We start from the raw sequence: 24492 nt of genomic DNA on the forward strand, positions 1-24492 counted from the left end.
TTCCATGACCTCCTCGCACACCCCCCGCCACCGGGCCGCCCTGGCAGCCGCAGGACTCACCGCGCTGCTGTGGGCCTCGGCCTTCGTCTCCATCCGCAGCGCCGGGGAGTTCTACTCCCCCGGCGCCCTGGCCCTGGGCCGCCTGGCGGCCGGCTCCCTGGTCCTGGTCGCCCTCCTGGCGGCGACCCGCACCGGCCCGCCTGCCCGCGCCGCCTGGCCGGGCATCGCCGCCTCGGGCGTGCTCTGGTTCGGGGTGTACACGGTCGCCCTGAACTGGGGCGAGCGCGAGGTCGACGCGGGCACCGCCGCCATGGTCGTCAACCTCGGACCGATCCTCATCGCCCTGCTGGGCGCCGCGTGGCTGGGCGAGGGGCTGCCCCGCCCGCTGCTGTGGGGGAGCGCGGTCGCCTTCACCGGCGCCGTGGTCGTGGGGACCGCCACCGCCGGCGCCGAGGACGCCTCCGTCCTGGGCGTCCTGCTGTGCCTGGCGGCCGCGGTGACCTACGCCCTGGGCGTGGTCTGCCAAAAGCCCGCGCTGCGCCACGCCTCCCCCCTGCAGGTCTCCGCGTTCGGCTGCCTGGTGGGCACGGCCGCGTGCCTGCCCTTCGCCGGGCAGCTGGCCGCCGAGGCGGCCCGCGCCCCCGCCGCGGCCACGCTCAACATGCTCTACCTGGGGGTGTTCCCGACCGCGATCGCCTTCACCACGTGGGGTTACGCCCTGGCGCGCATGCCCGCGGGCCGGCTGGGCGCCACCACCTACCTGGTGCCGGTCCTGGTGGTGGTGCTCTCCTGGGCGGTGCTGGGGGAGACGCCCGCGCCGGCGGCGTTCGCGGGAGGGGCCCTGTGCCTGGCCGGTGTGGCGATCTCCCGCCGCCGCCCCACCGCACCGCACTCCCCCGCGCCGGCGGCGCCCGCCCCCGCTCCCGGCCGCGAACCCGGTGCGTGAGCGGGCCGGCGGGGGGCGGGTCCGCCTCCTCAGCCGCCGCGGGGGGCGTCCAGCAGGGCGCGGGCGCGCCGGTGCAGGTCCTCGACCTCGCCCGTGCGCGCCACCGCGCGGGTTCCGGGCTCGCCCGAGGCCAGGGCGTGGGCCTCGCGCAGCGCCACCAGGGCGCGGGCCAGGCCCCGCCGGGCGGCCGGGTGGTCCGCGCCCCGGCGCTCCAGGGCCAGGCGGGCCCGCTCCCCCTCGGCCAGGGCGGCCTGCAGGTGCTCGTCGGCCCTGCGGTTGGCCAGCACGGCGCACACCGCGATGCCCACCACCGCCCCCAGCACGGTCGCCCACAGCCGCTCGGCCGCCAGGTCCGGCGTGGCGCCCGCCGGGTGGGCCAGCCCGGACAGGGCCAGGGTGAGCGGGGTGACGAACACGATCGCGTAGGAGTAGTTGGCGGCCACCACCATCTCCGCGGCCATCTGGCAGAGCACCACCAGCGCGATGACGCCCAGCGGCGAGTAGTCGAAGGAGAAGAGCACGGCCGCCAGGGCCACGCCCGCGAGCGTGCCCAGGGCGCGCTGCAGGGTGCGGTGCCAGGTGGTGGTGACGTCGGCGGCCTGCAGGACCGACCCGGCCGAGACGGCCGCCCAGTACCCGTGGTCCATGCCCGCGGCCCAGGCCAGGGCCCCGGCGAGCAGGGAGGCCGCCCCCACCCGGGCCACCGAGACCGGGGTGGGGGAGGGGGAGCGCAGCGCACCGCGCAGGCGCTCGGCCGTTCCGGGTTCGGGGTCGCCTTGCCGGCGCAGGTGCTCGGCGTGGGCGGCCAGGGCGGCGCGCTCGCGGCCCCCGACCAGGGGCCGCACCCCGCGCTCGCGCCGTGTGCGGCGGGCGAGCTCGCTCATCTCGGCGGCGGTGCGGGCGTCGCCCAGGGCCTCTCCCGTGCCGCCGAGCAGGGACTCGGCCCGGGCGGTGAGGAGCTCCAGCGACTCCAGCGCGGAGGCACTCCGGGGCCGGGCGGGGCGGGGGCGGCGCAGCAGCGTGGTCCAGGCGTGCTGCACGGCGGCCTCGGCGCCGGCGCGGGTGGCGTCGGTGGGCCCGTCCAGGTGCCGGGCCAGGGCGTGCAGGGCGCGGGAGACCGCCAGGCGCTCGGGGGCGGTGGGGTGGACCAGGGCGCCGGCCACGGCCGCGGCCCAGCACAGGGCGGCGGCCGCCGCGGTGACGGCCACCTCCAGGGGGAGTGCGGCCAGGGTCTGCGGGTTGTAGGCGGCCACACCGGTGGCGAAGACGAACATCAGCCCGGCGGGGGCGCCGAAGGCCAGCGCGTCGGAGAGGTACTTGGCGCCGGCGGCCACCAGGGAGCCCGCCAGGACCGCGGCCAGGGTGTGGGAGAACAGGGCCGAGGCGAGCCCGCCCACCGCCACGGCCAGGGTGAGGGCGGCGCCGACGAGGGCCAGGACCCGGGCGCGGCGGGCGTAGGTGTCGTCGCGCGCGTACAGGGCGGTGAAGCAGCCCATGGCGGCGTAGGGCGCCAGGTCCACGCGCCCCAGGGCGTGGAGCAGCAGCAGGGGCAGGGCCATGCACGCCCCCGCGCGCAGGGCGGTGACGGTGACGTTGCCGTGGACGCGGCGGGGGGAGAAGGCCCCGCGGACGCCGAGGACGCCGCGCAGGGACGCCGCCTTGGAAAAAAAGTAATTCACAAGTAAATTATATTAGGGTGGTTCACCGACGCACCACACGCAAAGAGGGAGACCTCCCCCACCAGGAAGGCCACCATGAGCGACGCCGTCTCCCGCTTCCTCCGCAGCTGGACCCGCCTGCGCCCCGACCTGGACCTGTCCACCATGGCCGCCATGGGCCGCGTCCTGCGCCTGGGCGCCCTGATGAACAACATCACCGAGGACGGCCTGGCCGACGCCGAGGTCACCCGCCCCGAGTTCGAGGTCCTGGCCGCCCTGCGCCGCTCCCCCGACGGACTGCGCCCCCGCCAGCTCACCCGCGAGACCATCGCCTCGGGCGCCTCCACCACCAAGCGCCTCACACGCCTGGAATCCGCCGGACTCATCACCCGCACCCCCCTGCAACGCGACCGCCGCGAGGTCCAGGTCCGCCTCACCGACCGCGGCCGCACCCTGACCGACACCCTCTTCGCCGCCCAGCTCGACCGCGAGGCCGCCGTCCTGGCCCCCCTGGACACCGACGAACGCGCCCAGCTCGCCGACCTGCTCGCCCGCGTCCTGGCCCCCATCGACCGGGCCTGACCCCGCCCCGCGCCCCGGGCGAGCACCGCCCGCCGACCACCCCACCAGGACCCCCTCATGAGCCGCGAACCCGACACCCGCACCCGCCTCACCCACGCCCTGGCGGCCCTGCTCCAGGACCCCCGCCCCGTCACCGCCGTCCAACGCCTGCGCGGCGGCAGCAAGAAGGGCGTCTACCGCCTCACCCTCGACCACACCGCCACCGTCATCGCCTACCTGTGGCACAGCACCGAGGACTACTGGCACACCGGCGACGCCGACCCCGCCGACCCCTTCTCCCACGCCTCGGGCCCCCACCTGTTCACCGCCGCCCACCACGCCCTGGCCGACCTGGGCGTACGCGTGCCCCGCCTGCTCGCCCACGACACCACCGGCACCCACCACCCCGGCGCCATCGCCTTCGTCCAGGACGTGCCCGGCCCCACCCTCGAAGACCTCCTCGAACGCGACCCCGCCGCGGCCGCCCCCGTCCTGGACCGCCTGGGCGCCTTCCTGCGCACCATGCACGCCACCACCCACCCCGGCTTCGGCAAGGTCCACCACCTGGCCACGGGAGGCCGCCCCCACGCCCCCTCCTGCGAACAGGCCGTCCTGGACCGCGCCCTGACCGACCTGGACGAGGCCGCCGCACGCGACGCGCGCCTGCGCCCCCACCACGCACGGCTCACCACCGCCCTGCACACCCTGGCCCAGCGCATCGCCCCGCGCAGCGAACACGTGCTCATCCACGGCGAACTCGGCCCCGACCACGTCCTGGTCGACACCGACGGCGCCCCCGTCCTCATCGACATCGAGGGCATGATGTTCTTCGACGCCGAATGGGAGCACTCCTTCCTGCGCCTGCGCTTCGGCGAACACCACCCCCGCCTGCGCACCCGCACCCCCGACCCCCACCGCACCGCCCTGTACGACCTGGCCATGCACCTGTCCCTGGTCGCCGGCCCCCTGCGCCTGCTCGACGGCGACTACCCCGACCGCGCCTTCATGCTCTCCATCGCCGAACACCACCTGGCCCGGGCCCTGCAGACCACCGCCTGAGACACTCGGGCACCATGGACACCTTCGACCACCTGTGGAAGACCGACACCGTCTGGCTCAACACCGCCCAGTACGGCATCCCGCCCGCCCCCGCCCACCAGGCCCTCGAACAGGCCCTGCACGCCTGGAGGACGGGCACCGGAGACCCCCTGGAATGGGGGCGGGCCGTCCACGACACACGCACCAACCTGGCCGCGCTCGTGCACGCCCCCGCCCAGGACCTCACCCTGGGCTCCGCGGTCTCCCAGATCACCGGCATCCTCGCCGCCTCCCTGCCCGACCGGGCCCGCGTCCTGGTCCCCCAGGACGAGTTCTCCTCCCTGGTCCTGCCGTGGCTCTCCCAGGCCGACCGCGGCGTCACCGTGCGCACGGCCCCCCTGCAGCACCTGGCCGAGAACGTGCGCCCCGACACCGACCTGGTCGCCTACAGCCTGGTCCACTCCGCCACCGGGCGCATCGCCCCCACCGCCGACATCGCCGCCGCCGCACGCGCCCACGGGGCGCGCCTGGTGGGCGACGCCACCCAGGCCGCCGGATGGCTGCCGGTGCGGGCCACCGACTTCGACGCCCTGCTCGGCGCCGCCTACAAGTGGCTCATGGCCCCGCGCGGGCTGGCCTTCGCCTACCTGTCACCGGCACTGCGCGCCGAGCTGCGCCCCCACAACGCCGGCCCCTCCGCCACCCGGGACCCGGCCGCCTCGCTCTACGCCGGAGACCCGGCCCCGGAGCTGACCGGGACCGCCCGGGCCTTCGACACCTCCCCCAACTGGTTCGCGTGCGTGGCCGCGGCCGCCTCCACCCGCGTGCTCCTGCAGGCCGGGGTGGAACGGGTCCGCGACCACAACGTCGCCCTGGCCGACCGCCTGCGCGCCGCCCTGGGCCAGGAGCCCGGCGGGTCGGCGATCACCTCGGTGGAACTGCCCGGGGCCGCCGAGCGCCTGGCGCGCGCGGGGATCGTCACCACGAGCCGGGGCGGCGGAACACGCCTGGCCTTCCACCTGTACAACACCCCGCAGGACGCCGACCTGGCCGCGCGCGCCCTGCTCTGAGGCGCGCACCCGGCGGGGCCGCGAGGGTGCGCGGCCCCGCCGGGCCCGCCCCTCGCCGTGCGCCCCGGGTCAGTCCCGCGCGGGGCCCGGGCGGACGTTGCCCAGCTCCCGGGTGACGGCGATCTCGATGGCCACCCGCCCGGGGTTGGGGCGCGGGGCCCGGTAGCGCCCGGTGTACAGGCGCACCGCCTCGGCCACCGCCTCCGGGTCGCGCGTCACCGTGGCCGTGCCCTCCAGGGTGGACCAGCGCGCACCCTCCACCTGCGACACCGACACCCGCGTCCCGGGACGGGCGGCCAGGTTGCGCGCCTTGAAGCTGGCCCCGTCGGCGATCACGCGCACCAGGCGGCGCCCGGGGTCGTAGGTCGCCCCCACCGGGACCTGGTGGATGCTGCCGTCCGGGCGCGGGCTGGCCAGCGTGCAGATGCGGCGCTCGCTCCAGAAGGCGAGGAAGGGGTCGTCGGGGATCGGGGACACGGGCGGCTCTTCTCGGGTCGTCGGATCGGGTCGTCGCTGGGGACCCCAGGATCCCAGAACACCGGGTGTGCGGTGGCGCACACCACATTGACGCGTCAAACTCCGTCAATAAACTTGAGTCCAACAGCATCAAGTTATGTTTCTGAGACCTTCTCGGGGGTTCACACCATGCTCCTCACCCGCACCATCCCCTTCGACCCCGCCCGCGCCGCCACCACCCGCCAGCACACCGTCCCCATGGACGTCCTGCGCAGCGAGGACGAACTCCTCGTCCGGCTCGACCTGCCCGGCGCCGGCGCCGACAGCATCGACCTGGAGGTCGAACGCGACGTGCTCACCGTCAGCGCCCGGCGCCCCGCCCGCCGCGAGGGGGCCGCCCCCGTCCTGACCGAGCGCCCCGCCGGCCCCTTCACCCGGCGCCTGCGCCTGGGCCGGGACCTGGACACCGACAACATCAGCGCCGACTACACCGACGGCGTCCTGACCCTGCGCCTTCCCGTGGCCGAGAGGGCCAAGCCGCGCAAGATCCTCCTGGGCCAGGGCGGCGCAGCCCTCTGACACCCACACGGCCGAGGGGGCGCGAGGCCACGGGGGACCCGCGCCCCCTCGGCGCGAGAACACGCGGGGGCGCCCCGCCCAGGGGCGCCCCCGCGCGTGCGGACCGGGACGGATACGCCAGGGCCCGCCGGCGCCGCGCTCAGGTCGCGCGGGCCCCGTCCAGGAACAGCGACACCAGGGCGGCGGCCGCCTCCTCGGGGGAGCCCGGCGTCATGTCCACCGCCCTGGCCAGGTGCAGGAAGGCGTTGCACAGCAGGGCCGGGTCCGGGCCGGCGAGCTCGCCCTCGGCCACCGCCCGCGCCATGCGCGCCCTCACCGGCTCCAGCAGCGCGCCCACGTACGCCTCGCGCAGCTCCTTCTCCACCTCCCCCTCCACCTGGCCCAGGGAGTCGAACAGGTGCTGCTCGAAGGAGGAGGTGGCCCCCGTGGGGTCGGCCACGGCGCCGACGATGACGGCCCGCAGCTGGGCGGCGAGCCCGCCCGGGGCCGCCAGCGACTCCCGCAGGCTGCGGCCGCGCCTGTCGATGAACTCCAGGGCCACGAGCTTGTGCAGGGTCTCCTTGCCGCCGGGGAAGTGGTGGTAGAGCGTGGGCTTGCGCACGCCGACCTCGGCGGCCACCGCCTCCAGGGAGGTGCCGCGGTAGCCGCGGGCGGCGAAGTGGGCGGCGTAGACGGACATGGCCCGGCCCCGGGTGTGGCTGGTCATGGTGGGCTCCTCGCTGGCGGACGGCGGTGCGGGCCGGCGCTTCGACCCGCCCCCTGAAACTACCGACCAGTCGGTAGAGACGCAAGCCGGGCCCCACCCCGCCCCCGCACAGCGCACCGGCCACCGCCGCCCACGACAACCGCGACCCCTCCAGGGCCCCGCGCCACGAACGCACCGCCCCCGCCCGCGGCCCGCCCCGCGCCACAAAACCCCCACCTGCCCCGGCGCACAGAACCGGCACCCGCCCCCCACCCGGCCCGGCACCGACAGCCCGAACGCTCGCACAACCTCCCCCGCGACAACCATGCGCGCCAGCGTGCCCCCAGGGCACGCCCAACCCCACACCACCCCGTAGTAGAGTCCCCGACCCACCCCCACGACCACGGAGACCCCATGACCGCGCCCACCCCCCACGCCCAGGGCACACTCCACACCGCCGACGGACACCACCTGTACTGGCACGAGTACGGCAACCCCCACGGCCACCCCGCCCTGGTCCTGCACGGCGGCCCCGGCAGCGGCTGCCGCCCCTCCTACACCGGCTTCTTCGACACCGACCGCTACCGCGTCATCATGCTCGACCAGCGCGGCAGCGGACGCTCCACCCCCAACGCCCGCCACACCACCACCGACCTGAGCACCAACACCACCCACCACCTCATCCACGACATCGAAACCCTGCGCACCCACCACGGCCTCACCGCCTGGCACGTCCTGGGCCTGTCCTGGGGCTGCACCCTGGGCCTGGCCTACGCCCAGGCCCACCCCGAACACGTCAGCGCCCTGATCCTGGCCGCGGTCACCAACACCACCGCCGCCGAGGTCCACTGGCTCACCCACGACATGGGCCGCGTCTTCCCCGAGGAATGGGAGCTCTTCCGCCAAGGCGCCGGACCCGGCGCCGACCCCCACGACCTGTCCACCGCCTACGCGCACCGCCTGGCCCACCCCGACCCGCAGGTGCGCTTCGACGCCGCCCGCGCCTGGTGCCGGTGGGAGGACGTCCACGTCTCCACCGCCCCCGGCCACACCCCCCACGCCGCCTTCACCGACCCCGACTTCCGCATGACCTTCGCCCGCCTGGTCACCCACTACTGGTCCCACGCCGCCTTCCTCCCCGACGGGCAGCTCCAACGCGACGCCCACCGCCTGGCGGGCACACCCGGGGCCATGGTGCACGGGCGCATGGACATCAGCGGCCCCGTCGACATCGCCTACCGGCTCTCGCACACCTGGACCGACGCCGACCTGGTGGTGGTCGAGGAGGCCGGACACGGCGCGGGCACCGTCACCATCCAAGCGGCGACCCGCGCCGCCACCGACCGCCTCGCCCCCTGACCGCCCCCGCACCGGCCGGCCGAGCACCGGGCGGGGCGCCACAGGCACCGCCCCGCCCGGCGGCTCACCCCCGCCCCTGGCGCTCCTTCACCTCCCGCACCAGCACCTCCACCTCCTCCTCGGTGTTGAAGTAGTGCACCGAGGCCCGCACCGCCTCGTCCACCCCCTCCCGCGGCTCCCACACCTGGTTCCACACCCGCGCCACACTCACGTTCACCCCGGCCCCCACCAGATGCGCCCGCACGTGCTCGGCCGGCACCCCCCGCACCGCGAACGTCACGATCCCCGACCGCACCGGCCCCCGGTCCAGCACCCGCACCCCCGCCACCTGCCCCAACCGCTCCCGCGCGTACTCCGCCAGAGCCCCCACCCGCTCCCGGATCCGCTCCAACCCCAGCGCCACCGCGTAGTCCACCGCCACACCCAACCCGATCTGACCCGCCACACTGCGCTCAAAACTCTCAAAACGGCGCGCATCGGCGCGCACCCGATACTCGCCCTCCCCCACCCAGTGCGCCGAGGACACATCCACCACCGCCGGCTCCACCAGATCCGCACCCGCACGCGCGTACAAAAACCCCGTCCCCCGCGGCCCCCGCAAGAACTTGCGCCCCGTCCCCGTCAACAGATCGCACCCCAACCGCTCCACGTCCAGATCCCACTGCCCCACCGACTGGCACGCATCCAGCAGGAACACCGCCCCCGCCGCCCGGCACAGCGCCCCCACCTCCTGCACGGGGTTGACCAACCCGTTGTGCGTGGGCATGTGGTTCAACGCCACCAACCGCACCCCGCCCCGCCCCAGCTCCCGCTCCAACGCCCCCAGGTCCACCACCCCCTCCGGACCGTCCGGCACCACCTCCACCCGCACCCCCCGCTCACGGGCCGCCTTCACCAGCCCCAACGCGTTACTGGGGTACTCGCTCGTGGTCGTCAGCACCCGGTCCCCCGCCTCCAGGCGCACCGCCCCGAACCCCGCCTCCCACGCCCGCGTCGCACTCTCCACGAACGCCACCTCCTCCGGCCGCGCCCCCAGCATCCGCGCCACCGCCGTGTAGAACCCCTCCACCAGCCCCTCCGCACGCTCGGCCGCCTCATAGCCGCCCACCCGCGCCTCCAACCGCAGATGCCCCACCACCGCCTCCACCACCGGCACCGGCGACAACGACGACCCCGCACTGTTCAGATGCACCAGATCCGCGACCGCCGGGGTGTCCGCCCGCACCGCACCCACGTCGATTCCCATACACCGCCGCCTTCCACACAGGGGACCACCAACCCCCCGGAACCTACCCAGCGCCCGCCCCCCACACCGGTGTGGGCCACAACGCCCCCGCACACGACCCACCCACCCCCACCCATCAGCCACAATGACCACAACCACCACACCCGCCACCAGAGAGCACCCCGCCATGCCCCTGCCCAAAGCCGAACTCCACCTCCACATCGAAGGCACCCTCGAACCCGAACTCGCCTTCACCCTCGCCCGCCGCAACGGCATCACCCTGCCCCACCCCACCGTCCAGGACCTGCGCGACGCCTACTCCTTCACCGACCTGCAGTCCTTCCTGAACCTCTACTACCAGCTCATGGACGTCCTGCGCACCGAAGCCGACTTCACCGACCTGGCCAACGCCTACCTCACCCGCGCCGCCGCCCAAGGCGTGCGCCACGCCGAGATCTTCTTCGACCCCCAGGCCCACACCAGCCGCGGCATCCCCCTGGACACCGTCGTCAACGGCCTGGCCGCCGCCCTGGACACCAGCCTGCGCGACCACGACATCAGCACCTCCCTCATCCTGTGCTTCCTACGCGACCGCCCCGCCTCCGAAGCCCTGGACACCCTCCACCAGGCCCGACCCCACCTGCACCGCATCAGCGCCGTGGGCCTGGACTCCGCCGAGGTCGGACACCCGCCCCAGGACTTCACCGCCGTCTTCGCCGCCGCCCGCGACCTGGGCCTGCGCTGCGTCGCCCACGCCGGAGAGGAAGGACCCCCCTCCTACATCTGGCAGGCCCTGAACCTCCTGCACGCCGAACGCATCGACCACGGCATCCGCGCCCTGGAGGACCCCGACCTGCTCGCCCACCTGGCCCGCACCCAGACCCCCCTCACCGTGTGCCCCCTGTCCAACGTGCGCCTGCGCGCCGTGCCCACCCTGGCCCAGCACCCCCTGCCCGCCCTCGTCGACGCCGGACTCCTGGTCACCGTCAACTCCGACGACCCCTCCTACTTCGGCGGCTACGTCCACGACAACTACGAGGCCCTGCGCACCCACCTGGGCCTGGACGAGGCCGCCCTGCGCCAACTCGCCCGCAACTCCTTCACCGCCTCCTTCCTGCCCCCCGAACGCAAGAAGGCCCTCATCGCCGAAGTCGACGCCCACCCCGCCAACGGATAGACACACCACGGGCCCCTCCCCCCAAGGGGAGGGGCCCGACCCCGCCACCGCCTCACACCCAGGCCAGCGACTGCCCGTGCTCACCGGCGTAGGCCACCACCCGCCCGTCCACCGCCAACGTGAAATCGGTCTCCACCACCGGCTCCGCGTTCTCCCACCCCGCGAACACCCGCCACCCCTCGTCGGCCACCCAGTGCCCCTCCAGGGCGCCCACCACCCGCACGAACTCCTCCCGCCGCTCCCGCGACAGGTAGGCCAGCACCGCACTGTGGAACACCACCAGCGTCGCCCCCGCCGGAGCCAGGGCCGCCACCGCACCCACCCGCTCCACCAGGCCCCCCGCACCAGCAGCGGGGGATCGGCCGCCACCACCGACGCCGCCCCCCGCCGCCCCGCCTCCTCCCTCCCCGGCCACACCAGCGACTCCAACCAGCGCACATCCTCCTCGGCGCCCGCGTCCAACGGGTTCAGGTCCACCCCCGCCCGCCACACCACCCGCGGCACCCGCTCCGGAACCGGCACCCCGCCCGAGGTCGCACACTCCAACACCACCGGGCTGCCCGCAGGACCCACCCGGGCCCCGCCGTCGAAGGAGTACCGGTACCGGTCCGGATACAGGCACAGCCCCGCCGAGGCCCCCACCTCCAACAGCGCCAACGGGCCCGGCAGACCCGCCAGCACCGGCAGCAGCGTCGCACACCGGCGCACCTCGTTGGTCTGGGTGTGCCGCTCCAGCACCACCCGGCGCACCTGCTCCCAGTGCCCTACCAGCCACGCCCGCCACGGCCCCCACCCCTGCACCGGACCGCCCAGGTAGCGCACCGCCCCCAACACCAGGTTGGGCTGCCTCTTGTTGCCCCGCGGCAGCGACGCCACCAGACCCAGGACCTCCCCGTCACGCGAGACCCCCTCACAGATCCGCGCGTAGGCGGGGGAGCCCCCCGCCGCACAGTGCCGGGCGAAACCGCGGTACTCGCGCGCAAGGCGCTCAAGGTCCGCTCCACGGTCCACAGCAGAACCCACGACCCACACCCATTTCCACACCGGGGGAAGACGACACCGCACCCCTACCCGCCCCACCCCGCACCGCCCTGTGGCGCCCCTCACCCAGCAGGAACCGCGAGTGCGAGCACACCGGCCCCGGACCGCTGGAGGAGACCCCCGCCGAAGACGACCACCACCTCACGGACCAGGCCCCGCCCCCGCCGGCCCCGAGGCGGCCACGAGGCCGCACACCCCGCCCCTCCCGCCACCACACCTTGACCTCAACAAAACTTCAGATGCAAGCGTGGGGAGCACACCCGCCCACCCCGAGGAACCACCCGTGCACCTGATCACCACACCCACCCACCCCGTCGCACACCACGTCCTGACCACCCTGCTCACCCACGCCCACCCCGTCCGCGCCCTGACCCCCCACCCCCACCACCCCCGCATCCCCCACGGCACACCCACCGTCCGCGCCGACCTGCGCGCACCCGCCACCTGGCCCGCCGCCCTGCACGGCACCACCTCCGCCTTCCTCACCTGGCCCCACCCCACCCCCGACCACGCCGCCGACTTCATCACCGCCCTGGCCCACCACGCCCGCCACATCGTCTACCTCTCCTCGGCCACCGCCGACCCCCACGCCCCCGACCCCCTCGACAGCACCCACGGCCACCTCGAGAACCTCATCACCCGCTCCGGCGCCCACTGGACCCTCCTACGCCCCAGCACACCGGCCACCACCACCCTGCGCTGGGCCCCCGACATCCGCACCCACCGCACCGTCCACCCCACCCACCCCCACCTGGCCCGCCCCCTCATCCACGAAGCAGACATCGCCGACGTCGCCGTCCACGCCCTCACCCACCCCGAACAGCACCACCGGCGCACCCACCACCTCACCGGCCCCCGCCACCACACCGAGACCGAACAGGTCCGCATCCTCGCCCAGGTCCTGGACCTGCCCCTGACCCACCACACCCCCACCCGCCCCCAAACCGCCGACCGCACAGACCCGCACCCGGACCCCGCCCTCCCCGAACCCGCCACCACCACCGTCGAACAGATCCTCCGCCGCCCCGCACGCTCCTACCGCCAATGGGTCGCCGACCACGCCACCGACTTCCGCTGACCCCCGCCCCGCACGGCCCGCCCCCACCACCGGGCGCGGGCCCACACCCCTGCCCACACCCACCACCGCCCCCGGGAACCAACCCGCCCCACCGCCCGTTCCACACACCGAACACCCGCCCACGGAGACCAAGGACACGAGCAGATAACGAGAACTCTCATGCACCCAGAACAATCCCAGGCAGGTGACGACCACCCACACGAACGGACACCCGTGAGGCTCACCCACCGCGAAAAGCTGCGCCGCAGCCCCGCACACACCCCCAACCCCACCCGACCCCTCCTCGAGCTCCACGACGTGTCCCTGGCCCCCGCCCGCCCCCCGCTACTGGACCACCTCGACCTCACCGTCCACCCAGGCGAACACGTCTCCCTCGTCGGCCTCACCCCCACCGCCACCACCGCCCTCACCCACCTGCTCACCGACCGCACCACCCCCACCAACGGCCGCATCACCACCCACACCCCCACCCACCTGCTCACCCCCACCCCCCACACCACCCTCGCCCAGACCATCACCGGCCACCCCACCCCCGACCCCCACGACCCCCACCTCACCCACACCCTCACCACCACCGGACTCGACCCCGCCCACCTGCACACCCCCCTCACCAGCCTCGACCCCGCCCTGACCACCCGCATCCACCAGGCCCGCACCCTCTACACCCACCACACCGGCGCCCGCCTCTTCCTCCTGACCGCCCCCGCACCACCCCCCACCCCCGCACACGACACCGCCCTGCTCTCCCTCACCGACCACCCCACCCACGCCCGCACCGCCGACCGCATCCTCCTCCTCCGCGACGGACGCGTCACCGAAACCGGCACCCACCACCAACTCCTCGTCCGCGGCGGCGCCTACGCACGCCTGTACGCCCTCCACGGCACCCACCGCACCCGCACCCCCTGACCCACGCACCCCAACGACCTAGGATGGGCACCGTGCCACCCATCACCAAGGAACTCACCGTCGGCCAGGTCGCCGAACGCGCAGGGGTCGCCGTCTCCGCCCTGCACTTCTACGAACGCCAAGGGCTCATCCACAGCCGCCGCACCAGCGGAAACCAGCGCCGCTACCGCCGCGACACCCTGCGCAGGGTCTCCTTCATCCGCATCTCCCAACGCGTCGGCATGCCCCTGGCCCGTATCCGCCAGGCCCTCGAAGCACTCCCCGACAACCGCACCCCCACCCGCACCGACTGGGCCGCCGTCTCCGAACAGTGGCGCGACGAACTCGACACGCGCATCGCCCAGCTCATCCGCCTGCGCGACGACCTCACCGGCTGCATCGGCTGCGGCTGCCTGTCCCTGGACACCTGCACCCTGTCCAACCCCGACGACGAACTCGCCGCCGCGGGCCCCGGACCCCGCCGCCTCATGGTCCAGGCCCTCGCCCAGGACGCCGACACCCTCTGAACCACCCCCGCACACGACGACGGCGGCCCCCTACAGGGACCGCCGCCACCGCACACCCGCGAACCGACTACCGCCCGGCCGCCTCATCACGCCCGCGCCGGGCCAACTCGTCCGCGCGCTCGTTGCCCTCGTCGCCGCTGTGCCCGCGCACCCAGCGCCACTCCACCTCGTAACGCGAGGCCACCTCGTCCAGGCGCTGCCACAGGTCCACGTTCTTCACCGGCTTCTTGTCGGCCGTGCGCCACCCGCGCTTCTTCCACCCGTGCAGCCAGGTCGTGATCCCGTTGCGCACATAGGAGGAATCGGTGTGCACCAGCACCGGCAGGGGCTTCTTCAAGCTCTCCAACGCCTGGATGGCCGCCATCAGCTCCATCCGGTTGTTGGTGGTCTGCTCCTCGCTCCCGTACAACTCCTTCTCGTGCTCGCCGTAGCTCAACCACACCCCCCACCCTCCCGGGCCGGGGTTGCCGCTGCACGCCCCGTCGGTGTAGACGACCACCCTGCGCTCCGGCTCCCGGCCGGCCTCGTCCCCGTTGTGCATGCCGCGCAATCTACCGCCCTCCACGGTCACGGAAGAGTCACACTCCCCACCGGAAGAGCCATAAACAGAGCCACATTCCACCACTGGCACCTCTAAACCCATCATTTCGGACCAACAGGCCCCCCAAAGGCACCCACCCACCACCCCAGCACCGACCACCGCCCACGACCCACACGGAGCCACGAAGCACCACTCCGCGTGACGACACCCGGGCGCACCGCCCCCGCGGATCCACCACCCGGACCCCGACCCGCGCCCCACGGGGCCCACAAGGCGGACGGCCCCGGCCCGGAGCCCCGCCGACGGCCGCCCCGGAGCCGGCCAGGGGCGGGTCCCCGAACCGCCGGGTCCCCCTTCCAAGGAGCGAACCCCCCAGGGGCAGACCGCCGCCGCACCCGCCCACGGCCCGAAGGGACCCGGCACAGACGGCGCGACCGCCCCGCCCCTACACCCCGGCGCCCCGCAGAACACGATCCAGCGCCGCCCGGCCCGCCGGCCCCCACGCCGGCTTGCCGCCGGGCAGACCCCGGTCCCCGTTCTGCCCCATCAGCATCAGGAACAGGCTCTTCAACACGGCCAGCCCCCGGGCACGCCGCACCGTCGCCCCGTCGGCCTGCGCATAGGCCTCGAAGAAGCGCGCGGCCCCACCCGCCGGCAGCAGCACCCAGGCGGCCGCCAGGTCCGAGGCCGGGTCACCGGCGAACAGGTCGCCGAAGTCGACGACGCCCGCCAGCGTCCCCTGCGCGACGACGACGTTCGCGGGATGCAGGTCGCCGTGCACCCACACCGGCGGCCCCTCCCACCCGGGGGCCGCGACGGCGTCGTCCCAGACGGCCCGGACGGCGGCGGTGTCGGAGCCGATCGCGTCGGCCTCCAGGGAGCCCGAGAACCGGTCGAATCCCTCCGCGCAGTGCGCGGGGTGCGCTCCGCGTCCCGTGTCCACCGGCGCCTCGGCGGGCGCCGGTACGTGCAGCGCCCGCAGGAACGCCGCCAGGGCGTCGGCCGCGTGCCCGCCGCGGGTGATCGCCCCCTGGTCCAGCGGCAGGCCCGGCACCCACGTCACCACCGTCCACATCTTGGGGAACCGCTCACAGGGCGCACCGCCGCGCACCGGGACGGGGACGGGCAGCGGCAGGCGCGGGGCGAGCAGAGGCAGCCACCGGCGCTCCTTGAGCTGGGGCCCGGGGCCGGCGTCCATGCGCTGGACGCGCACGGCCAGCTCCTCCCCCAGGCGCCACATCTGGTTGCCCCAGCCGCCCTCCACCTCGCGAAGGGGCAGCCCTGCCAGGTCCGGATGCTGCTCCCGCAGCAGGTCGCGGACCAGCTCTGCGGTGACCTCGAACACGGAGTCGCTCATGCGAGGCCACGCTACCGGGCCCGCTCCCGCCCGGGCCACAGCGAGAGGCACAGCACGCCGCGGGGACACGGCGCCCCCGGCCGCCGCGAAAAGAAGGGGGGCGCCCCGGCCGATGCCGGGACACCCCCTTCGCGCACACGAGCTCAGCCCGCGAACTCCTCCGCCAGCTGCGCCGCACGCTCCTCACGACGCGCGAACACGTCGTTGGCCATCTCGTTCATCTTCTTCAGCACCCGCTTGCGCTCGCGCGCCGAGAGCCGGTCCACGTACAGCCGGCCCATGGTGTGGTCGGTCTCGTGCTGCAGGCACCGGGCGAAGTACCCGCTCCCGCTCACCACCACCGGATTGCCGTCCCGGTCCACGCCCCGCACCGTCGCGGTCGCGGCCCGCCCCAGGTCCGCGTGCGGCCCCGGCACCGACAGGCAGCCCTCGCTGTCGACCTCCACGGCCTCGTCCGGGTCGCGCTCGTCCAGCACCGGGTTGACCACGTGCCCCACATGGCGCACCCCGTCGTCGTCGGGGCAGTCGTAGACGAACAGCCGCAGGTCCACACCCACCTGGTTGCCCGCCAGACCCACGCCCTCGGCCGCGTACATCGTCACGAACATGTCGTCGACGAGCTGGTGCAGCTCCCGGCCGCCCCACATCTGCTCGGGCACCTCCGCGTTGCGCCGGTGCAGGACCTCCTCGCCCGTCACGGTGATGCGCCGCACACGGCCGCGCGAGGCCTCCGGGGCCAGTTCGGGGAAGTCCTCCACCTCCCGGCCCTGGACAACGGCGGCGACATGGGCAGGCGTGGACTGCTCCGACATGGTCCTACTCTCAAACGCACTAGGGGAGACAAACAGTGACACAACGCCACCAATACCCCGAAAAATAGCACGAAACGGCAGGTCAGCCACGCACGGAGCACACGGTCAACGGAACCAGGAATTGCCCTGGATCAGGCATCGCGCCAGGTAGTCGCGCAACGACACCACCACCAGCCGCCGCCGGTCGCTCTCATGATCCCACACCACGATCCCCGGACCGTAGTCGGTGTGCACGTAGGCGAACTGCGGCCCCATGTCGGAGTCGCCGAAGAAGATCATCTCGTCGAAAGGCGCGTACAACTCCAGATAATCGGGCTCACCCCGCATCGCCAGGTTGTCCTCCACCAGGCGCCGGGCACTCCACACCACCGCGTCCCCGTACTCGTTGGTCACCCCGTCCGTCTCCCGCAACAGGGAGGCCAACTCGAACGGCAAAGGCAGCATCAACCGCTTCTCCACCTCGGCAAGGGTCACCTCATCGGCCGGATCGTACAGATCGGCCTCGGGATACATCTCCAGGATCAGTTCACGCCACACACTCCCGATCATCACAGGTCGTGGCAAGACACGGGAAATCGTCGACGGCGAGTTGCGCCAAAAACCCGCGCGGACCACGTCCCCAGCGTCACAAACCACCACCCACACCCCCAACCGGCCCCCACGGGAATAGCCGCACCCCCCGACCCGTTGACCCCACTGCGGGACGGTGCGGTAGCAAGTGTCCCCCGGGCTCCACACAAAGCCTTCGCGGAACACCGCGCCCCCAGGGGCGGCCACGGAACCGCGTTGTGCGCCACGCCGTGAGGCGACCGCCGCACCGTCCCGCACTCCTTCCCACCCCACGCACCACATGCCGCCAACGCCCCGAACACTCCCAAAACATCACCCTGAGTGTAGGCAAAGCCACAAACGGTAATAACACTGCCATGACCACCACCACACAACGCCTCCTCGCCACAGCCCTCGCCACCGCACTCACCCTGCCCGCCCCCGCACACGCCACCACAACCCCCACAACCACCCCCACCCACACCACCACCTACCCCGGACACACCACGAGCCGCTACGTCCCCCTGGGCCCCGCCACAGCCGACCACGCACGCGACGCCGGATGCACCGAAGCCCGCACCGGCACCAACGGCGTCCGCATCCTCTTCTTCGGCACCCAGGAAACCGACCACCAACTCCGCGAACCCGGCACCAGCCACGCCACCACCACACCCCGCGCAGCCACCACCAAAGCCGCCTCCTACGCCCACCACTGGGCCCAAGGCTTCACCGACTGCCGCACCGGCCAAACAACAGCCACCCTCGCCCTCGGCGTCAACAACAAGGACGACGGCAACCTCACCGGCCCCACCGCCGGCAAACAATGGGCCACCCTCGTCCACGACGCACGCCAACGCTCCACCACACCCGCCGTCACCATCACCGGCGCCCTCGACGCCGAACCCGCCTGGTCCACCCCCACCTGGGCCCGCGGCTGGATCGACGCCTACACGAAAACCACCACCACACCCCTGCACACCGCCAACTCAGCCGACGGCTGCCCCACCACCGGCACCGCCCACTGCAACAACAACTGGACCCTCGCCGACGTCCACCACCTCGCCGGAGGCGGCCGACCCACCGTCCACGCCCTCCCCCAGATCTACCGCACCGACGGCATCCAAGCCCGCCAATGGGCCAACATCAGCCGCTGGGGCCACACCCACGCCGACGACCCCCTCCGCTTCGCCGGAGCCATGTCCCAACACACCGCCTGCCAACAGCGCACCTGCAACAACACCGACAACACCCCCCGCCAGGCCTGGACCCAACTCACCGACGCCCTCAACGCCCACGCCAGCACCCGCATCCCCGCACTCGACACCGCCACCGACATCCGCTGGCCCTGACCCACACACCACCCCACCCGCCCCCACCCGGGCGGGCCACACCCATGCCCACCCCCCAAAAGGGGAGCCACCACCACCGCAACCACCACCCACCACAAGCCAGAATGGACACACCACACCACACCAGCAGGAACGGAAGACCACCCATGGCCACCGCACCCCACCACCGCGCAGGCCGCCTCACCACCCTCGCCTACCTCTTCCTCCTGCTCTCCCAGAACATCGCCGCCCTCCTCCTGCTCCCCCTCGTCCTCGCCTCCGCCATCCTCACCCTCTTCTGGATCGGCCTCCCCTTCGTCATCCTCACCGGCACCCTCCTACGCACCCTCGCCGACAGCCAACGCCGCACCCTCACCCACCTCCTCCCCAAAACCCCCATCCCCTCCGCCTACCGCCCCATCCCCCCAGGAGGCCTCACCCGCCGCGGAACCACGATCATCACCGACCCCGGCACCTGGAAAGACCTCCTCTGGCTCATCGCCGGAACAGCCAACATCACCCTCATCGCCATCCCCACAGCCCTCCTCGGCCACGCCCTCTACCAACTCCTCTTCGCCCTCGGCCTCGCCGGCAACGCCCTCTACGACACCTACACCCCCACCACCCCCACCGACCAACTCATCTTCCTCGCCCCCTCCGCCCTCCTCCTCACCCTCGGACTCCTCCTCCTCCCACCCACCACCGACATCTACCTCCGCTTCAACCGCCTCCTCCTCGCCCCCTCCGAAAAAGCCCGACTCACCGCACGCGTCGCCCACCTCGCCACCAGCCGCGCCAACACCATCGACACCCAGGCCTCCGAAATCCGACGCATCGAACGCGACCTCCACGACGGAGCCCAAGCCCGACTCGTCGCCCTCGGCATGCACCTCGGCATGGCCGAACAAATCGTCGAACAAGACCCCCACACCGCCCGCACCATGCTCACCGAAGCCCGCGAAACCACCCGCCACGCCCTCACCGAACTCCGCGACCTCGTCCGCGGCATCCACCCACCCGTCCTCGTCGAACGAGGACTCCACGGAGCAGTCCACGCCCTCGCCCTCACCCACCACCTCCCCATCACCGTCACCATCGACCTCGACGGCCGCCCCGCCGACCCCGTCGAATCCGCCGCCTACTTCGCCATCGCCGAACTCCTCACCAACACCGCCAAACACGCCCACGCCACCCAAGCCTGGATCCACATCAACCACGGCCGCGACCACCTCGTCATCACCGTCACCGACAACGGAACCGGCGGCGCCGACCCCGCCCCCGGCAGCGGCCTCGCCGGCATCACACGACGCCTCGACGCCTTCGATGGCACGATGAACATCACCAGCCCACCCGGCGGCCCCACCATCGTGACCCTGGAGATCCCGTGCGCGTTGTCATCGCCGAAGACCTTGCCCTCCTCCGCGACGGACTGATCAGACTCCTCGAAGCACACGACTTCACCGTCGTCGCCGCAGTCGACAACGGACCCGACCTACACACCGCCCTCACCGAACACAAACCCGACGTCGCCGTCGTCGACGTCCGACTCCCCCCCACCTTCACCGACGAAGGCCTCCAAGCAGCCATCGGAGCCCGCACCCAGATCCCCGGCCTCCCCATCCTCGTCCTCTCCCAACACGTCGAACAGCTCTACGCCCGCGAACTCCTCTCCGACGCCGAAGGCGGAGTCGGCTACCTCCTCAAGGACCGCGTCTTCGACATCGGCCAGTTCATCGAAGCCGTCCGCCGCGTCGCCGCCGGCGGCACCGCCATGGACCCCGCCGTCATCTCCCAACTCCTCGCCCGCCAGGACCAGAGCGGCCCCCTCGCCCAACTCACCCCCCGCGAACGCGAAGTCCTCGCCGAAATGGCCGAAGGACGCTCCAACTCCGCCATCGCCGGACGCCTCTACATCACCGAAAAAGCCGTCAGCAAACACATCAACAACATCTTCACCAAACTCGACCTACCCCCCTCCTCCGACGACAGCCGCCGCGTCCTCGCCGTCCTCGCCTACCTCAACGGCCAATAGACACAAAAAACCGCGGCCCCCGGCAACAACACCGAGGGCCGCGGCCACCACCCGACTACCGATCCCGACGCGCCCGATACAACCCGTCGATCTCCTCCGAGAACGCCCGCAACACCGCCTCACGACGCAACTCACCCGAAGGCTGCACCAACCCCGACTGCACCGTGAACTCCTCCGCCAACACATGGAACGACCGCACCGCCAAATGCCGCGGCACGCTCCGATTGGCCTCGTACACCAACCCCTGCACCTCACGCAGCAGATCACGATCCCCCGCGATCTCCTCAGGCGCCATCGCCAACGGCCGACCGTTCACCAAACGCCAGTACTCCAACTGATCACGCACCAACGTCACCAGAGCACTCGCGAACGGACGCCCCTCCACGATCACCAACACCTGGCTGATCAACGGATGAGCACGCAACCGCGCCTCGAACTCCGCCACCAGCTCCGCATCACCGCGCTCCACCGGCTCCTCCACCGCCGACAACGCAGCAACCGCAGCAACCGGAGAAGCCGCCGACTCCTCCACGCCCCCACCCACCACAACCGACTCCGACGACACCTCCAACTCCGCCACAGCCACACCCCCGGCCACGAACCGCCCCGCCACCTCCACCGAAGCCGCCTGCGGACGCAACCGCCCCACCACACTCACAAAACCGTCCCCGTCCACCTCCACCGCGAACCCCGTCGCCAACCACCCCTCACGGAACGCACTCCGGGTCGCCTCCTCATCCCCCCAATAACCCGAGAACACACCCCCACCACGCACATGGGCCTCACCCTCCCGCGAAACCCACACCTCACGACCGGCGACCGCACGCCCCACCGTCCCCGGCACCCGCTCCCCCACACCGGCCGCCGCGAACGCCCCCGCCGTCTCCGCCGTACCGAACACCTGGAACACAGGAATCCCCACACCGCCGAAGAACGAGTCCAAACGGTCCGACAACCCCCCACCCCAGCACACCGCCAAGTGCACCCGGTTCCCCAACGCCTCACGCAACCTCGCGAACTGCCAGTCGTACATCGACCTCGACAACCGCTGCCACGCACCCTTCCTCGGCGACCGGTCGAACTGCACCGCCGAATCCACCGCCGAATTGAACGTCCCCAACGAGTCCCACCCCGTCGAACGCGCACTCCCACGCTCGGACTCGAACACCGACTCCAACAACCCCGCACCACACACCAACACCGTCGGCCGGAACACCTCCGCCCCACGCAAGAACCCACCCGGCCCCGCCAACCCCACACGCACACGCCCCACCATGCACGCCAACAACGAAGCCAACCCCTGAATCTGCGACAACGGCAGATCCAACAACGCACTCGCCCGCCCCGCAGGCAACTCCGACAACCGCGGCCACACCCGATCCACCACACCCGCCGCAGACGCCAACAACGCCCCGTGCGACAACACCACACCACGCATCGAACGCGACACCGTACTCACCGGATACAGCACCACCGCCGCATCCTCCGGCATCGTCTCGTCCCGCCGAAACCGCACCGACGACGCATCCATGTACTGGCCCAACGAGACGATCCCCTCCAGGCCCGCCTCCATCCGCCACACACGACCCAGATCCGGCAACTCACGCTGCAACCCCGTCGCAGCACGCAACAACCGATCCCCCTGGATCACCGCCGCCGCAGGACGCGTCTGCCGCACCACATGCGCCACCCGCTCCACCGAAGCCGACTCCGGCAACGGAACCAGCACACCCCGCACCGACCACACCGCGAACGCCACACGCACCCAGTCCTGATGCGCCGAAGCCGCCACCAGGACACGGTCACCCGCCCCCACCCCGGCAGCCACCAACCCCTTGGCCACCGCCGTCACCTCGGTCGCGAACTCACCCGCCGTGACCCGCTCCCAACCACCCTCACCCCGGGGCACCGAGAACACCTCCGCATGGGCGTCGGAGTTCGCCACCCCATAGACCAGGTCACTCAGACCCGCAAGGCCCACAGCCCACGCACCAGGGGTGTCACTCGGCTCGCCCATACCAATTCATCCTCTGCCACATCGGAAGACGGGTCCACACAAGACCAGACCCGCCTCAATCGGTGAATTGTGACCTACTGTGCCCACAATCCACACCCCACGGCAACCTGGCACCACGACCCGAACCCCACCGCCCCCGAGGTCACCGCACCTTCGCACGCACCGTCCACACATACGCCGCCAACGACAGCGACGCAGCCGACACCATCACCACCGCCATGCTCAACAACGACGCCTGCCCCGAAGGCGTCAACCCCGCCAACGCCGCCACACCGCCACCCAGCGCGAACTGCAACGACCCCATCAACGCCGAAGCCGTACCCGCCACCGAGACCGGCTGCCCGTCAAGAGCCGTCACCGTCGCGTTCGGCATGATGAAACCGACGCTGAACATCATCAGCGCCAACAACCCCACAGCCGTCCACAACGACGCCACACCCACCAACGCCAACACCGCGAGCACACCCACCGAAGCCAGAGCCATCCCCAGCCCCAACCCCAGACGCCGCAACGTCTCCACACGACCCACCAGGAAACCGTTCGCCTGCGTACCCGCCATCATCCCCAACGAGTTCACCGCGAACAGCCACGCATACGTCTGCGGCGACGCACCGAACTCCTGCTGCGACACGAACGAGAACGCCGACACATACGTGAACAACATCCCGAAACTCAGACCCAGCGTCAGCACCGGACCCACGAAACGCGGCTGACGCACCAACCCCGCCACCGTCGACAACAACTGACGCGGACCCTGACGACGACGAGCCTCCACCGGAAGACTCTCCGGCAACCACACCAGCACCAACACGAAACTGACCGCCGACATCACCGCCAGCACCCAGAAACTCACCTGCCACGGACCCACCAGCAACAACTGCGCACCCGCCAAAGGCGCCAACAGCGGAGCCAGCATCATCACCAGCGCCAGACGCGAGAAGAACCGCACCGCGTCATCACCGGCGAACAGGTCACGCACCACCGCACGCGAGATCACCGCACCCGCAGCACCCGCCACACCCTGCACGAACCGCAACACGATGAACGCCGTCACATCCGGCACGAACACACACAACACCGACGTGACCGTGAACACGGCCACACCCACCAACAACGGACCCCGACGCCCCCACGCGTCACTCATCGGCCCCAGGATCAACTGACCCACGGCCAGACCCAGCATCATCGAGGTCAGCGTCAGCTGAATCTGCGCCTCACCCGTCCCCAGAGCCCGCGTGATCTCCGGAAAGGCCGGAAGATACATGTCGGTCGCCAACGGCCCCGTGGCCGTCAGCACACCCAGCACCATCACCAACAGCGCGATCGACCTACGCGACCGCGTCCAGGGCACGGCCCGGGACGAACCGGGACTCTCGGACGTCGACAGGTTCTCGGACCTCTCACCCGCCCCCTGCACAGGGGGCGAGGCGGGGGAGTTCGGGGACTGCACAGGCGCTCCAGCTCAAGAAAGAGGGAAAGGGGCCGCGTGGGAGCGAACCCACAGGCATGGACCACTCCATACCAACACCCCAAAGGGACGAATCGCTCCCCCGCCCACCGACCAATCG

Annotated in this window: 23 protein-coding genes and 1 pseudogene; 13 read left to right on the plus strand and 11 right to left on the minus strand. The window is 72.4% G+C overall.

What is annotated here, in order from left to right:
- The first annotated feature begins 4 nt into the window (after nt 1–4).
- Entirely contained in the window at nt 5–946 is a 942-nt protein-coding gene (locus tag ACIRPH_RS07395) for a DMT family transporter (RefSeq protein WP_402910548.1), read from the plus strand.
- 29 nt (nt 947–975) lie between these two features.
- Here the strand turns inward: ACIRPH_RS07395 and ACIRPH_RS07400 are convergent, their stop codons facing one another.
- On the minus strand, nt 976–2625 hold the full coding sequence (locus ACIRPH_RS07400) for an FUSC family protein (protein WP_402910550.1): 1650 nt from the start codon (nt 2623–2625) through the stop codon (nt 976–978).
- A gap of 75 nt (nt 2626–2700) precedes the next feature.
- Between ACIRPH_RS07400 and ACIRPH_RS07405 the strand changes: the two genes are divergently transcribed.
- From ACIRPH_RS07405 to ACIRPH_RS07415, 3 genes are read left to right on the plus strand one after another with little or no spacing between them, the layout of a single operon-like run.
- The gene (locus ACIRPH_RS07405; RefSeq protein ID WP_402910552.1) at nt 2701–3186 is read left to right on the plus strand and encodes a MarR family winged helix-turn-helix transcriptional regulator; all 486 of its coding nucleotides are present in this window, start codon (nt 2701–2703) and stop codon (nt 3184–3186) included.
- Between the two features lie 57 nt (nt 3187–3243).
- On the plus strand, nt 3244–4224 hold the full coding sequence (locus tag ACIRPH_RS07410) for a phosphotransferase family protein (RefSeq protein ID WP_402910554.1): 981 nt from the start codon (nt 3244–3246) through the stop codon (nt 4222–4224).
- A 14-nt stretch (nt 4225–4238) separates the two neighbouring features.
- Nucleotides 4239–5273, plus strand: coding sequence for an aminotransferase class V-fold PLP-dependent enzyme (locus ACIRPH_RS07415; RefSeq protein WP_402910556.1), 1035 nt, complete (start codon nt 4239–4241; stop codon nt 5271–5273).
- A gap of 69 nt (nt 5274–5342) precedes the next feature.
- Here the strand turns inward: ACIRPH_RS07415 and ACIRPH_RS07420 are convergent, their stop codons facing one another.
- Complete coding sequence (locus ACIRPH_RS07420; protein WP_402910558.1) at nt 5343–5750, minus strand: pyridoxamine 5'-phosphate oxidase family protein; 408 nt, start codon at nt 5748–5750, stop codon at nt 5343–5345.
- A 168-nt stretch (nt 5751–5918) separates the two neighbouring features.
- Between ACIRPH_RS07420 and ACIRPH_RS07425 the strand changes: the two genes are divergently transcribed.
- A complete protein-coding gene (locus tag ACIRPH_RS07425; RefSeq protein ID WP_402910560.1) occupies nt 5919–6308 on the plus strand; it encodes an Hsp20/alpha crystallin family protein in 390 nt (129 codons plus the stop codon).
- A 139-nt stretch (nt 6309–6447) separates the two neighbouring features.
- Here ACIRPH_RS07425 and ACIRPH_RS07430 read toward each other — a convergent pair whose 3' ends face one another.
- On the minus strand, nt 6448–7014 hold the full coding sequence (locus tag ACIRPH_RS07430) for a TetR/AcrR family transcriptional regulator (RefSeq protein ID WP_402910562.1): 567 nt from the start codon (nt 7012–7014) through the stop codon (nt 6448–6450).
- Between the two features lie 393 nt (nt 7015–7407).
- Here ACIRPH_RS07430 and pip point away from each other — a divergent pair, with 393 nt between their 5' ends.
- On the plus strand, nt 7408–8352 hold the full coding sequence (gene pip / locus ACIRPH_RS07435; protein ID WP_402910565.1) for a prolyl aminopeptidase: 945 nt from the start codon (nt 7408–7410) through the stop codon (nt 8350–8352).
- 64 nt (nt 8353–8416) lie between these two features.
- Here pip and ACIRPH_RS07440 read toward each other — a convergent pair whose 3' ends face one another.
- Nucleotides 8417–9598: an aminotransferase class V-fold PLP-dependent enzyme gene (locus ACIRPH_RS07440; RefSeq protein WP_402910567.1), complete on the minus strand. Its 1182-nt coding sequence runs from the start codon at nt 9596–9598 to the stop codon at nt 8417–8419.
- A gap of 166 nt (nt 9599–9764) precedes the next feature.
- On the opposite strand from ACIRPH_RS07440, the gene ACIRPH_RS07445 reads away from it, so the two are divergent.
- The gene (locus ACIRPH_RS07445; RefSeq protein ID WP_402911644.1) at nt 9765–10754 is read left to right on the plus strand and encodes an adenosine deaminase; all 990 of its coding nucleotides are present in this window, start codon (nt 9765–9767) and stop codon (nt 10752–10754) included.
- Nucleotides 10755–10806: 52 nt separating this feature from the next.
- Here the strand turns inward: ACIRPH_RS07445 and ACIRPH_RS07450 are convergent.
- A pseudogene (locus ACIRPH_RS07450) lies at nt 10807–11777 on the minus strand (DUF2332 domain-containing protein).
- A 265-nt stretch (nt 11778–12042) separates the two neighbouring features.
- On the opposite strand from ACIRPH_RS07450, the gene ACIRPH_RS07455 reads away from it, so the two are divergent.
- The 3 genes from ACIRPH_RS07455 to soxR all read left to right on the plus strand — a co-directional run bounded on the left by ACIRPH_RS07455 (nt 12043) and on the right by soxR (nt 14288).
- A complete protein-coding gene (locus ACIRPH_RS07455; RefSeq protein ID WP_402910570.1) occupies nt 12043–12873 on the plus strand; it encodes an SDR family oxidoreductase in 831 nt (276 codons plus the stop codon).
- A 213-nt stretch (nt 12874–13086) separates the two neighbouring features.
- Complete coding sequence (locus tag ACIRPH_RS07460; RefSeq protein ID WP_402910572.1) at nt 13087–13782, plus strand: ABC transporter ATP-binding protein; 696 nt, start codon at nt 13087–13089, stop codon at nt 13780–13782.
- Nucleotides 13783–13814: 32 nt separating this feature from the next.
- On the plus strand, nt 13815–14288 hold the full coding sequence (gene soxR / locus ACIRPH_RS07465; protein ID WP_402910575.1) for a redox-sensitive transcriptional activator SoxR: 474 nt from the start codon (nt 13815–13817) through the stop codon (nt 14286–14288).
- A 67-nt stretch (nt 14289–14355) separates the two neighbouring features.
- Here the strand turns inward: soxR and rnhA are convergent, their stop codons facing one another.
- The 4 genes from rnhA to ACIRPH_RS07485 all read right to left on the minus strand — a co-directional run bounded on the left by rnhA (nt 14356) and on the right by ACIRPH_RS07485 (nt 17547).
- On the minus strand, nt 14356–14829 hold the full coding sequence (rnhA, locus tag ACIRPH_RS07470) for a ribonuclease HI (RefSeq protein ID WP_402910578.1): 474 nt from the start codon (nt 14827–14829) through the stop codon (nt 14356–14358).
- Between the two features lie 445 nt (nt 14830–15274).
- Nucleotides 15275–16186, minus strand: coding sequence for a phosphotransferase (locus tag ACIRPH_RS07475; RefSeq protein WP_402910580.1), 912 nt, complete (start codon nt 16184–16186; stop codon nt 15275–15277).
- Between the two features lie 143 nt (nt 16187–16329).
- Nucleotides 16330–16998 carry a peptide deformylase gene (def, locus tag ACIRPH_RS07480; protein WP_402910583.1) on the minus strand — a complete coding sequence of 223 codons (669 nt, stop codon included), beginning with the start codon at nt 16996–16998 and terminating at the stop codon, nt 16330–16332.
- 105 nt (nt 16999–17103) lie between these two features.
- A complete protein-coding gene (locus ACIRPH_RS07485) occupies nt 17104–17547 on the minus strand; it encodes an SMI1/KNR4 family protein (RefSeq protein WP_267950397.1) in 444 nt (147 codons plus the stop codon).
- Between the two features lie 377 nt (nt 17548–17924).
- Here ACIRPH_RS07485 and ACIRPH_RS07490 point away from each other — a divergent pair, with 377 nt between their 5' ends.
- The 3 genes from ACIRPH_RS07490 (at nt 17925) to ACIRPH_RS07500 (ending at nt 20907) form a co-directional block, all read left to right on the plus strand.
- Nucleotides 17925–18896, plus strand: coding sequence for a hypothetical protein (locus tag ACIRPH_RS07490; RefSeq protein WP_402910585.1), 972 nt, complete (start codon nt 17925–17927; stop codon nt 18894–18896).
- Nucleotides 18897–19042: 146 nt separating this feature from the next.
- The gene (locus tag ACIRPH_RS07495; RefSeq protein ID WP_402910587.1) at nt 19043–20308 is read left to right on the plus strand and encodes a histidine kinase; all 1266 of its coding nucleotides are present in this window, start codon (nt 19043–19045) and stop codon (nt 20306–20308) included.
- Entirely contained in the window at nt 20260–20907 is a 648-nt protein-coding gene (locus tag ACIRPH_RS07500) for a LuxR C-terminal-related transcriptional regulator (RefSeq protein WP_402910589.1), read from the plus strand. Before ACIRPH_RS07495 ends, ACIRPH_RS07500 begins: the two co-directional genes overlap by 49 nt.
- Nucleotides 20908–20962: 55 nt before the next feature.
- Here ACIRPH_RS07500 and ACIRPH_RS07505 read toward each other — a convergent pair whose 3' ends face one another.
- Together ACIRPH_RS07505 and ACIRPH_RS07510 are read right to left on the minus strand one after the other, a co-directional pair.
- Nucleotides 20963–22924, minus strand: coding sequence for an AMP-binding protein (locus ACIRPH_RS07505; RefSeq protein ID WP_402910591.1), 1962 nt, complete (start codon nt 22922–22924; stop codon nt 20963–20965).
- 142 nt (nt 22925–23066) lie between these two features.
- A complete protein-coding gene (locus ACIRPH_RS07510) occupies nt 23067–24374 on the minus strand; it encodes a multidrug effflux MFS transporter (RefSeq protein ID WP_402910594.1) in 1308 nt (435 codons plus the stop codon).
- Nucleotides 24375–24492: the final 118 nt, after the last annotated feature.

The organism is Nocardiopsis sp. NPDC101807 (genome assembly GCF_044766605.1).
GTDB lineage: Bacteria > Actinomycetota > Actinomycetes > Streptosporangiales > Streptosporangiaceae > Nocardiopsis > Nocardiopsis tropica.